This window comes from Klebsiella sp. CN_Kp073, from assembly GCF_040065495.2.
GTDB lineage: Bacteria > Pseudomonadota > Gammaproteobacteria > Enterobacterales > Enterobacteriaceae > Klebsiella > Klebsiella aerogenes.
Genome location: NZ_CM198051.1, coordinates 237,492 through 249,389, shown reverse-complemented (window position 1 = coordinate 249,389; position 11,898 = coordinate 237,492). Strand labels below are relative to the sequence as shown.

Sequence of the window (11,898 nt, the reverse complement as noted above, 5' to 3'; positions counted from 1 at the left end):
GCGCGGGTCGTCAACGCCCGTCGGGCCGATGGGCGCCTGCAAGATGCGTCGTTTAAGGTATACTTTTGGCTGAATATCGCTGTAAAGAAAGGAAGAAATCACTTATGACGCCGGAAAACGACGATCGCCAGCCGCCACAGGAAACGGACCAGCTGCCGGAGAAAAACAAAAGTACGCTCGCCGCCATCAACGATTCCGCCGTTGGGCAGAAAGCTAACCAGGCGCTGAAAACGGTCACCGGAACAGCGGCGAAAGTCCAACGAAATCCGGTGATAGCCCACCTGCTGCGCGCCGCCGAGCGCTTCAATGACAGGCTTGGCAATCAGTTTGGCGCGGCCATTACCTATTTCTCATTCTTGTCGATGATCCCGATTCTGATGGTCTCGTTCGCCGCCGCCGGTTTCGTACTGGCCTGGCATCCGACCCTGCTGCAGGACATCTTCGATAAAATTCTGCAGAACGTCAGCGACCCGACGCTGGCGGCAACGCTTAAAAACACCATCAACACCGCCGTGCAGCAGCGTACCGCCGTCGGGCTGGTCGGCCTGTTGGTCGCGCTCTACTCCGGTATTAACTGGATGGGCAACCTGCGTGAAGCGATTCGCGCCCAGTCGCGCGACGTGTGGGAACGTACGCCGCAGGATCAGGAAAAAATCTGGGTAAAATACTTCCGCGACCTGATCTCGCTGATTGGCCTGCTGGTCGCGCTGGTGATCACCCTGTCGATTACCTCCGTTGCCGGATCCGCGCAGCAGATGATCATCTCCGCGCTGTACCTCGATTATATTGAATGGCTGAAACCCGCATGGCGCCTGATTGGCCTGGCGATTTCCATCTTCGCTAACTATCTGCTGTTTTTCTGGATCTTCTGGCGATTGCCGCGCCACCGTCCACGCCGCAAAGCGCTGTTCCGCGGTACGCTAATTGCGGCGATTGGCTTTGAGATTATCAAAATCGTGATGACCTGGACGCTGCCGGCGCTGGTGAAATCCCCATCCGGCGCCGCCTTTGGTTCGGTACTGGGACTGATGGCCTTCTTCTACTTCTTCGCCCGTCTGACCCTCTTCTGCGCCGCGTGGATTGCGACCGCAGAGTATAAAGACGATAAGCGGATGCCGGGGAAAACCCACGATTAAAGTCATTATCGGGCTGAATAAAGACGCAAAATTCAGCCCGACCTATCATTTCAGCAGATAAATCCAGTGCGTAACTTTTATTTAACCTAAAACTGGTTTTATTCTCTAATATTTTAATTATGTGAAGCATTTCATAGAAGATATTTTCTCAGGGCGAAAATTATCCGCTTTTTGCCTGTTTTTTGCGCAATGGCGAGTTTTGTTACAGATTGAAATGTCTCTTTTGCTGTGGCTATATGGCTTTTCGTTCGCTCAAAAATAAGAAAGATCTATGCAAGCCACAGCCACTACTATCGACAACGCGCAAGACGCCACGCCGGTTAACTCGCGTAATAAAGTCGTCGTCGCCTCGCTCATCGGCACCGCCATTGAGTTCTTCGACTTCTATATTTACGCCACCGCCGCGGTTATCGTCTTCCCCCATATCTTTTTCCCACAGGGTGATGCCGCCGCCGCGACGCTCCAGTCGCTGGCGACGTTCGCCATCGCCTTTGTCGCGCGCCCGATTGGCTCAGCGCTATTCGGCCACTTCGGCGACCGTGTAGGCCGGAAGGTCACACTCGTCGCCTCGCTGCTGACCATGGGGATATCCACCGTGGTCATCGGCCTGCTGCCGGGCTATGAAAGCATTGGCATTCTGGCGCCGATGCTGCTGGCGCTGGCGCGCTTTGGTCAGGGTCTCGGCCTGGGCGGCGAATGGGGCGGCGCGGCGCTGCTGGCGACGGAAAACGCTCCGCCGCGCAAACGCGCGCTATATGGCTCCTTCCCGCAACTGGGGGCGCCAATCGGCTTCTTCTTCGCCAACGGCACCTTCCTGCTGCTGTCGTGGCTGTTGAGCGACCAGCAGTTTATGGAATGGGGCTGGCGCGTGCCGTTCATCTTCTCTGCGGTACTGGTCATTATCGGTCTGTATGTTCGCGTGTCGCTGCATGAAACCCCGGTGTTCGCCAAAGTGGCGGCGGCGAAAAAACAGGTCAAAATCCCGCTGGGTACGCTGCTGACTAAGCACGTACGCGTAACCGTGCTCGGCACCTTCATCATGCTGGCGACCTATACCCTGTTCTATATCATGACCGTTTACTCCATGACCTTCAGTACCGCTGCCGCGCCGATTGGTTTAGGTTTGCCGCGTAACGAAGTGCTGTGGATGCTGATGATGGCGGTCATTGGTTTTGGCGTGATGGTGCCGGTGGCGGGCCTGCTGGCGGATGCCTTTGGCCGTCGTAAGAGCATGATCATCATCACCACGATGATTATTCTGTTCGCGCTGTTCGCCTTTAAACCGCTGCTCGGTTCCGGCAACCCGCTGCTGGTCTTCGCCTTCCTGCTGCTGGGCCTCAGCCTGATGGGGCTGACCTTCGGCCCGATGGGCGCGCTGCTACCGGAGCTGTTCCCGACGGAAGTACGTTATACCGGCGCCTCTTTCTCCTATAACGTGTCGTCGATCCTTGGCGCGTCGGTCGCACCGTATATTGCCGCCTGGCTGCAGGGCAATTACGGCCTGCCGGCTGTCGGTATCTACCTGGCGGCGATGGCGGCGCTGACGCTTATCGCCCTGCTGTTGACCCACGAAACCCGCCATCAATCGCTGTAAGCTGCAGGCCCTGACGCTGTTGCCGTCAGGGCCATCACTCATCCCATCCTTACTTTTTCATCTGCGACAAAATCGTCCGGCACTGATTCGCCTCGCCTTCCGCCGGCGAGATCAGCGCCAGTAAAGCGGCCGCCGGCGTGACCAACGTCGCCAACGCTGCCGCCACCGCGCCGCGGGCAATCAGCGGCCCGGCTTTCACCCCGGCATCCGGCGATTTAAATGTGCCGCGCACGTACAGCGGCGAGCGCAGAGTAATCACCCGCAGGCCCTTACTTTCCGGGTCAACGGTCAGATCCAGCTGTTCAGAGGCAAAGCTGGCGGTGCCGGTCACGTTAATCAACGCGTTCTCGGTATCGAAGGCGAAAATTTGCGGTCGCGCCACGCCGTCGACCACATCGATATTAGCCGCCGCACAGTTCACCCGAACCTCCTCATCGCCGAAAATCTGCCCGATGATAAAATTACCGACGTTTAAGCCGAGAATTTCCATCAGGTTGCGGCTAATCAGACCATCATTCATCAGCAGCTTAAGGTTGCCGTTGCTGTTGCCAAGCAGCGCCGCCACCGAGTTACCGCTGCCGCGCAGTTGCACATCGCCGCTCATCTCACCGAGCGTTTTCTGCATCATCTCGACGTTCGGCATCAACGCCTTAAGCTTGAGCCGCCGCGCCTGCAGATTGGCCTCGCCCTGTAGCGGTTTTTTATCGCCCTGCAGATGCACGCTGCCGGCAATCGAACCGTTAGCCAGGCCAAAACGCACCGGCTGCAGGCGCAGGTCGCCGCGTTCAAGAATAATATGGGTCGCCAGGTCGCTGATGGGCAGAGTACCGCCGTGTTCGATTCGCCGCCCCTTGAAGCGCACATCGGCGTCCATCACCTGCCATTTATCCGTCTCAAAGCGATCGGCCGGCAGGACTTTCCCCGCCGGCTGTAGGGCATCGCCCGCTTTACGTGATGAGGATTTCTTCGCCCCGCCGCCGGAATCAACGCCAATCAGCGGGCCGAGGTCCGCCAGCCGCAACTGTTTAGACTCCAGATCGCCGGTGAGCTTCGGTCGCGGTTTGCCGGTAGTATAGGTCAACGAACCGTGGATATCGCTGTCGCCAATCCGGCCGTTAAAATCGCGATAGGCAAAACGCATGCCGTTTTTGTGCTTAAAGTCGGCGCGCAGGCGGCCATCGGTGGAAAAGGACGGCGTTTCCGGCAGCAGGACGCCGGTCAGATCGTAGAAGTCGCGCAGCGAGTCGCCGGCGAATTTCAGCCGCAGATCGAGCCCGCCGACGTTAAGCGGATCGCTGACTGTGCCGCTAAACGCAATCCGGGTATTACCAGAGTGAAAATCCCCTTGTAGCGGGAACGGCGTACTATCGCTACGCAGCGCCAGCATGCCGCCAATTTTTCCGCTGCCGCTCAGCGGCTGGCCTTTGTAGCGCCCCTTCACCGACAGGCCAAAGATATAGTCGCCGGCTTTTTTCGCCTGCGCTTTGTTGCCCGCACCGGTAACTTCGCTAAACGGCAGCGCTTTGCCAAGCGGATCGACCACGATCGCGATATCGCTGCGGGTTACCTTATCGTCAATACCGATGTTGCCGCGATCGAAGAGAATATTATCAAGGCGGAAAGACCAGGCCGATGGCGGGTTGGCTTTTTCGGGTGCCGGGTCAGAAGCTAATTTAAAGGTCCAGTTATTGCTGTTTTCCGTCAGCCTTATCAGCCGGACGTCAGGCTGTTCGAGCTTAATCCACGGCAAATAGACCGTTTTGCTCAGCAGCGCCAGCGGGGCCAGCGTCGCTTCCACGCGCGGCAGATGCACCATCGTCACTTGCGGAATGTCGGGTGGGTTACCCAACACGATATCTTCGGCATGCACGTGCGGCCACGGGATCCAGCTGCGCCAGCCGCGCTCCTCGGGCTGTCGCTCCCATACCACGCCAAGGTCGCCGCGAATGGCGAATGGCCGATTGAGTTCGGCGGAGACTTTCTGATTGATCGTCGGCTTGAGCCGGTTCCAGTCAAAGGTCGCCAATACGATGAAAAAAAGAACGATTAACAGCACAATCGTTCCCGAGATAATAGCAATCGTTTTACGGGTTCTGGTCATCCCCTCTCCGCTCCTTTTGCGTCTCGTCACTCCTCACTATAGTTGAAGAGCGGAGATTCATCCGCCAAATGCGCTTTTCGTCACATTTTGCGCGTCAGGTCAAAAAATAATGGAACGATGTTTTAATATGATTGACCCTGCCGGGTGCCCAGCGCAAACTACCGCTAATTTCGATTCAATTTCAGGTCAGCACTATGTCTAAGAAAATTGCCGTGATTGGCGAATGCATGATTGAACTGTCAGAGAAAAACGCGGCGGTGAATCGCGGTTTCGGTGGCGATACCTTAAACACATCGGTCTACATCGCGCGCCAGACCAGCGCGGATGCCCTTAGCGTGCACTACGTGACCGCGCTGGGCACCGACACCTTCAGCCAGCAGATGCTGGAATCCTGGCAGGGCGAGCAGGTAAAAACCGATCTGATTCAGCGCATGGCTGACCGCCTGCCTGGCCTCTACTACATTGAAACGGACGAGACCGGCGAGCGCACCTTCTACTACTGGCGCAACGAAGCGGCGGCCAAATTCTGGCTCGAAAGCGAGCGCGCGGACGCCATCTGTGAAGAGCTGGCGACCTTTGATTACCTTTATCTGAGCGGTATCAGCCTCGCCATCCTCAGCCCGTCCAGCCGGGAAAAGCTGCTCACGCTGCTGCGCGAATGCCGCGCTAACGGCGGGAAAGTGATTTTCGATAACAACTACCGTCCGCGCCTGTGGGCCAGCCAGCAAGAGACTCGCCAGGTGTACCAGCAAATGCTGGAATGTACCGATATCGCTTTTCTGACGCTGGATGATGAGGATGCGCTGTGGGGAGCGGTACCGGTTGCCGAGGTTATCGCCCGTACCCACGCCGCTGGCGTCGAAGAGGTGGTGGTGAAGCGCGGCGCCGACTCCTGTCTGGTGGCGATTGCCGGCCAGCCGCTGCTGGAGGTGCCCGCGGTGAAGCTGGCGAAAGAGAAAGTGGTGGATACCACCGCGGCGGGCGATTCGTTCAGCGCCGGCTATCTGGCGGTGCGCCTGACCGGCGGCGACGCGGAATCCGCGGCGAAACGCGGACACCTCACCGCCAGCACGGTTATCCAGTATCGCGGGGCGATTATCCCGCGCGAAGCGATGCCGGACTAAGCTCCGATTCCCCCTGCTTGCGCTGCGCTTAGCAGGGCTACCAAATCGAACAGTGCTGTAGCCCCGGTAAGCGGTAGCGCCACCGGGGATTTTGAGGCCGCACGAACCGTACCACAGGCGGTGGACGCAGAGCAGATTTTGCGCCGGGTGGCGGCTAACGCCTTACCCGGCCTACGGCCATTGCCATTGCCATTGCCATTGCCATTGCCATTGCCATTGCCATTGCCATTGCAACTGAAGCTTTTAACTCTTCCTTTGTACCCATGACTACTGAAACTGCCGGTGTTGGTGGCCTCAAAATCGCTGAGACGTTCCAGGAAGGCCGGGGCAGCCCGCATGGATGCGGGCTGAGGGCCGTGTTTTGCAAGGACGCGGCCTCGGCCCGACCCGAAGCCTGCCGGGATAAGTCGAAGGTACCACGAAGTGGCGATTTTGGCGGCCAGAGCCCGGGGGTACAGGGGGCGGCGGCGACTGGCCGCCCCCTGTGCGCTCCCTGAGCCATGAGAGACATAACGCAGAAGAAATATCGGGAGCGCAATGTGCTCGGAATTAACACAAAGCACATATTTTTCCCGACCAAAACCGTTGCAAACTGATAACAGTATCTACTGCGCTGGAGGAATATCCGTCGCCTCATTATGCGCATCAGCCGCATCCGGCGTGGCGCTCACCGCCGCAGCGGGCGCTGGCGCCATCAGTTTTTCCCACGTCGCTTTCAGATCCTTCATGTTGTACTCCGGCTCGCCTTTCGGCTGCTGCAGCACCAGCGCCATATCCTGCGATAACTGCTGGCGCAGATACTGGTTCAACATGTCGACCGTCAGTGAATTGAGGAACTCCTGGCGCAGTTTCTGATACTGCTCCGGCGCGATATCCACCACCTGATTTTGCAGCGAACGCATGCGTTGGCTAATCAGAATATCGGTATCCGTGCGCGCATAGGTAGCGAACAGCTTTTGCAGTTCGAGGTTTTTCTGCGCAATCAGCGCATCAAACTCTTCCTGCGGCAGGCCGTTGTCACGCACCTTCGCCAGCTCGCGCGATACCGCGCTCAGGTTGGCGTTCAGGCGTTCGCCCGGCGAATCGATATTGATTGCGCACTGGGCGCGCTGGTACAGCACGCGGCAATCAAAACCGAGGCCGATATCTTTTACATTGCTTTTGCTCAGGTTCTGCTGCACGTGCCAGAACAGCGCTTCCCGAGCCAGGTCATCGCGCCAGTAGCGCTGCAGCGCGGCGGAATCGCGGATCGGCTGCCATGGGGAATCCCACATGATCGACAGCTTATCCTGACGCACGGCCTCGGTCATGATGCTGACCGGCGTAGCCGGCAGAGGTGAAAGCGTTGGCACCGCCGCCGGCGTCTCGCGTTTACCTTTCAGTTCGCCGAAGATTTTGTTGATTTGCTCCGCGACGCTGCGGCTATCGACGTTGCCGACGACAATCAGCGTCATCGCGTCCGGGGTGTACCATTTCTGATAAAATTCTTTCAGCTGTTTAATATCAACCGGTTGTTTCAACGGCGCCGCCGGATCGTGACCGAGCATCGTCGAGCCCTTCAGGCGATAGCGCCACCAGCCTTCCTGGGTATCCAGCGGCCAGGTCGCCACCATATCGCTGCCCTGCAGCGCATGATTGACCGCTTGCTGGGTGATGCTCAACTTACCGTTAGCGTCCGCCAGCCAGTTCAACGCCTCTTTAAGCAGGTCGTTGCGGTTGTTCGGCAGGCTCAGATTAAACAAGGTGAAATCGTACGAAACGATCGCCGGCGGCAGAGGACGCTTCGGGTCAATACTCTGCTGCCACAGCGAACGCGCCTGCATCGTCGGGAGGCTGCCGCTTTGGGTCAGCGCCAGGCGCGGAATGAAATGACTGAAGCCGCTCTGCTGAGTGCTTTCGCTCAGCGAGCCAATATTCACAGCCAGGCGGACTTCGACGCGATCGCTAGGACGCTGCGGCGTGGCCAGTACCTGCCACGAAAAACCGTTCGCCAAAGTCCCCTGTTGCCAGGCCGGGTCCGGCTGGAGCGCTTCTGCCTGCACAGAACCGGCCGTCGCTATCATCAGCAAACCACCGGTTAAGAGTCGAATTTTTGTGCCCTGCATGTGAACCCCTGATGAACATTCCTGGTTACATAGGCAACCCATCGTCGGATTGCCGAAAAAGGTGGTGAATCAAATACGTCGGTTAGACCACGCGAAGGCGAAAATGTCGCATGAAGACGTAAAATAATCATGAGGTATCATTCCCCCAGAAGGGGAATGATACCTAATTTTGCGCAGGAGCCCATAGTTCATGGGCATAACATGAGGAATTACGAGGATAATTCTTGTGATTTGTCCGCGGGAACGCGGTTATTCAACACATCATCGAGCTGTTTGGCATCGAGTTCTTTCACCCATTTCGCGACGACCACGGTCGCCACGCCGTTACCCACAAGGTTGGTCAACGCGCGCGCTTCCGACATAAAGCGGTCGATACCGAGAATCAGCGCCAGACCCGCCACCGGCAGATGCCCCACCGCGGAGATGGTTGCCGCCAGTACGATAAATCCGCTACCGGTAACGCCCGCCGCCCCTTTCGAAGAGAGCAGCAGCACCACCAGCAAGGTGATCTGATGGAAGATATCCATATGGCTATTGGTGGCCTGGGCGATGAACACCGCCGCCATCGTCAGGTAGATGGAGGTGCCGTCGAGGTTAAAGGAGTAGCCGGTCGGTATTACCAGCCCCACCACCGATTTGCGGCAACCCAACTTCTCCATCTTATCCAGCATTCGCGGCAGCGCGGACTCCGAAGAGGAAGTACCCAGCACAATCAGCAACTCTTCGCGGATATAGCGAATGAACTTGAAGATGCTAAAGCCGGTGGCCCGCGCGATAGAGCCCAGCACCAGCACCACGAACAGAATACAGGTGATGTAGAAGCAGATGATCAGTTGGCCCAGCTGTACCAGAGTACCGACGCCGTATTTACCGATGGTAAATGCCATGGCCCCGAAAGCGCCGATCGGCGCCAGGCGCATAATCATGTTAATGATGCCGAAAATGACCTGCGAGAAGCTTTCAATGACGTTGAAAATCAGCTGGCCTTTGCTACCTAAACGATGCAGCGCAAAGCCAAACAGGACGGCAAACATCAATACCTGCAAAATATTACCGCTGGCGAAAGCGCCAATCACGCTGCCCGGGATAATATCGAGTAAGAAGGCGACAACACCCTGATCTTTAGCCTGCTCGGCGTAGACCGCCACCGCGTGCGCGTCCAGCGTCGCCGGATCGACGTTCATGCCCGCGCCGGGTTGCACCACGTTGACAATGATAAGACCGATAATCAACGCAATGGTACTCACCACTTCAAAGTAGAGTAACGCCACCGCACCGGTACGACCGACGGCCTTCATGCTTTCCATTCCGGCAATCCCTGTCACAACGGTACAGAAGATAACCGGAGCAATGACCATTTTAATCAGTTTTACGAAGGCGTCGCCGAACGGTTTCATCTGCGCGCCAAGTTCCGGGTAGAAATGGCCCAGCAAAATACCGATGGCTATGGCCGATAAAACCTGGACATAGAGGCTTTTGAAGAGAGAGAGTTTCATAGGGTGTCCTTTGGGAATAACCACAGACAATGAAAGGTTATCTGTGTCTGTGGCTTAAAAATAACACCCTGGAAACATTTCAGAAATAAGTAACCGCGAAGTTGCAACGGAATTGTTAAAATATTTGAGCTGACTCGCACAAACAACTAAAAATGTTACAAACTTGCATCATCCTTTTCAGCGTGCAGGAAGCGCTGCATAAAGCTTTCCAGCGGTAAGGCGCAACCAAACAGGTAACCCTGAGCGATGTCCACCCCCGCCGCTTGCAACCATTTCAGCTGTTCTTCTTTTTCGACGCCCTCAGCGACAATCCGCAGCTTGAGCCCGCGTGCGAGCTGAATTATCGCCGGGACCATGCTGGTATCATCCGGCACCATATCAATAAACGCCTTGTCGATTTTCAGGATATCCACCGGCAGCGATTTCATATGTTGCAGCTGGCGCAACCCGGCATAACCCATGCCGAAATCATCCAGCGCAATGCGCGTACCGGCGTCGCGCAGCGGGCGCAGCAGGGCAATCACCGCCTGCGGATCGTCAAGACGGCGGCTTTCCGTCACCTCCAGCACCAGCGTGCCCGGGGCGATACGGTAGCGTTCAATGAGCGCCAGTAGCTCAACGCCGCGCTCGGGATGCAGCAGCTGCAGGAGAGAGACGTTCACCGACAGCGGCAGCATGATCCCTTGTTGCTGCCAGGCTGCCAGTTGACGGCAGGCTTCTTCCATTACCCAATAACCTACCGGCACCATCAACCCGCAGTTTTCAATACGCTCGATCAGATCGCACGGTAGCGACCAGCTGCCATCGGACTGTCGCTGACGCAGCAGAACTTCCGCACCGCAAATATCGCCGCTGGCAATATCCACCTGCGGCTGGAACCAGATGGCGAACTGCTGATTATCGAGCGCGGTGAGGATGTCATGCTCTTCCATTAACCGGCGCTGGGCTTTTTCCATCTGCTCAGGGTCAAAGAACTCGATCTGATTTTTACCCTTACGCCGCGCCGTCACCGCGGCGGAAACCGCACGGCGATAGAACTGCTCGGCATTCAGCTCGCTATTAAACATCGCGATGCCAACGCTGGCGCAAGGGCGCAGCTGGACACCGTGCAGCGGCAATCGCTCGCTAATAGAAGTTAGCACTCGCTTACTTAGCGACACCGCTTCCCAAGGCTCGCTAAGTCCGGGCGCGTAAATGGCGAAATCGTAACCGCTCACCTGCGCCAGTACCATATTGGCCGGGATAACCGCTTTTAGTTTCTCGACCAGCGTTAAGAGCAGCATCTCGCGCTGGCTCTCTTTCAGGACGCCCGCGGCATCTTGCAGGGTTTCACACGCCACCACCAGCAGCGCCGAAGGCTGCGGACGGGTCGCGGTCTGCTCCAGCATCGCCATCAGAAAGGCTTTGTTGGGGAGCTCAGACACCGGAAAACGGGTCGATTGCAGCGATAGCTCATCATGCTGGCGCAACAAGGACTGCTGATTGCGGTTGTAGCAGCGCACCAGCATGCCGATTTCATCGTCCTGGTGCAGTCGCGGTAGGCTCAGTTGATGCCCGAGACGATCCTGAGGCGGAATATCGTTGAGCTCGCGAGCGATGGCGCGCAGCGGGCGAACAATCAGTCGGTTGATGCACCAGGTGAGCGCTACCGTTAAAACCAGCACCAAAAGTAAGTAAGTAGTCACTAACGTCGCAAGCGCGCTCATGACGAATTTGTACATGCGATAGGAATCCGCCTGCAGCACCAGATAAGCCAGCGGCTGCGGGTTAGCCGGGCGTTCCAGCGAGTAGATTGGCAGAGATATCTGCACCGGCAGTTCAAACAGGCGAGTGATCATCACCGGCACCGGGCGTTCGGGAATAAAGCGCATCCGCAGCGCCTGGAATTGATTCGGTAGCACCACATCCGCCCGGCTGACGATGCCAGCAGGCTGAATGCGGCCCAGAATGGCTTCCGCTTCGGGAATGTCGGCTTTCAAAATTGCCGCCGACAGCGGTTCGCGAACGGAACGGGCGATACTTTCTAATTGCGTGGCCGTGGTATAGCGACTCTGTTGCACAAAGTGAAACAGTAAAATGGAACAAAAGACCAGGACAAACGCCATGGACACGCTCGCGACCATCGCCATCTGTTTAATTGTAAGTGAGCGGCTGACGCGCAACTGTGTTCTCCACTGAAACTGAACGACTATCCGGCGAGATCCATCACTACCGGTCGTTTTCAGGCTGATTATATACGCAAATTGTTCGCTCTCGCCCGCAAGACGGGTTCTTCCCGAAAGCGGCGGGCGAGGTACGGCGAGTATACGCGAACAGCGGGGTGGATTGGCGATTAGCCGTAG

At 57.1% G+C, this 11,898-nt stretch carries 7 protein-coding genes; 3 read left to right on the top strand and 4 right to left on the bottom strand.

Going from position 1 to position 11,898, the window contains the following annotated elements; genetic code table 11:
• Positions 1 to 104 precede the first annotated feature (104 nt).
• Positions 105 to 1,136: an inner membrane protein YhjD gene (gene yhjD, locus ABLV66_RS01170; RefSeq protein ID WP_045397187.1), complete on the top strand. Its 1,032-nt coding sequence runs from the start codon at positions 105 to 107 to the stop codon at positions 1,134 to 1,136.
• 271 nt (positions 1,137 to 1,407) lie between these two features.
• Positions 1,408 to 2,730: an MFS transporter gene (locus ABLV66_RS01165; RefSeq protein ID WP_045397190.1), complete on the top strand. Its 1,323-nt coding sequence runs from the start codon at positions 1,408 to 1,410 to the stop codon at positions 2,728 to 2,730.
• Positions 2,731 to 2,779: 49 nt separating this feature from the next.
• Here the strand turns inward: ABLV66_RS01165 and ABLV66_RS01160 are convergent, their stop codons facing one another.
• Positions 2,780 to 4,831, bottom strand: coding sequence for an AsmA family protein (locus tag ABLV66_RS01160; RefSeq protein WP_348876587.1), 2,052 nt, complete (start codon positions 4,829 to 4,831; stop codon positions 2,780 to 2,782).
• Between the two features lie 194 nt (positions 4,832 to 5,025).
• Between ABLV66_RS01160 and kdgK the strand changes: the two genes are divergently transcribed.
• A complete protein-coding gene (kdgK, locus tag ABLV66_RS01155; protein WP_045397203.1) occupies positions 5,026 to 5,955 on the top strand; it encodes a 2-dehydro-3-deoxygluconokinase in 930 nt (309 codons plus the stop codon).
• A 605-nt stretch (positions 5,956 to 6,560) separates the two neighbouring features.
• Here kdgK and ABLV66_RS01150 read toward each other — a convergent pair.
• The 3 genes from ABLV66_RS01150 to hmsP all read right to left on the bottom strand — a co-directional run bounded on the left by ABLV66_RS01150 (position 6,561) and on the right by hmsP (position 11,718).
• A complete protein-coding gene (locus tag ABLV66_RS01150) occupies positions 6,561 to 8,060 on the bottom strand; it encodes a M16 family metallopeptidase (RefSeq protein WP_047047807.1) in 1,500 nt (499 codons plus the stop codon).
• Positions 8,061 to 8,269: 209 nt separating this feature from the next.
• Positions 8,270 to 9,556, bottom strand: a complete 1,287-nt coding sequence (locus ABLV66_RS01145) for a dicarboxylate/amino acid:cation symporter (RefSeq protein ID WP_015369244.1) — start codon at positions 9,554 to 9,556, stop codon at positions 8,270 to 8,272.
• A 155-nt stretch (positions 9,557 to 9,711) separates the two neighbouring features.
• Entirely contained in the window at positions 9,712 to 11,718 is a 2,007-nt protein-coding gene (gene hmsP / locus ABLV66_RS01140) for a biofilm formation regulator HmsP (RefSeq protein WP_047078840.1), read from the bottom strand.
• Positions 11,719 to 11,898: the final 180 nt, after the last annotated feature.

Bases quoted from the DNA above. Each gene is read 5' to 3' on its own strand.
- ABLV66_RS01160 (WP_348876587.1), bottom strand. From the start codon at position 4,831: ATGACCAGAACCCGTAAAACGATTGCTATTATCTCGGGAACGATTGTG.
- ABLV66_RS01145 (WP_015369244.1), bottom strand. From the start codon at position 9,556: ATGAAACTCTCTCTCTTCAAAAGCCTCTATGTCCAGGTTTTATCGGCC.
- yhjD (WP_045397187.1), top strand. From the start codon at position 105: ATGACGCCGGAAAACGACGATCGCCAGCCGCCACAGGAAACGGACCAG.
- ABLV66_RS01165 (WP_045397190.1), top strand. From the start codon at position 1,408: ATGCAAGCCACAGCCACTACTATCGACAACGCGCAAGACGCCACGCCG.
- kdgK (WP_045397203.1), top strand. From the start codon at position 5,026: ATGTCTAAGAAAATTGCCGTGATTGGCGAATGCATGATTGAACTGTCA.
- ABLV66_RS01150 (WP_047047807.1), bottom strand. From the start codon at position 8,060: ATGCAGGGCACAAAAATTCGACTCTTAACCGGTGGTTTGCTGATGATA.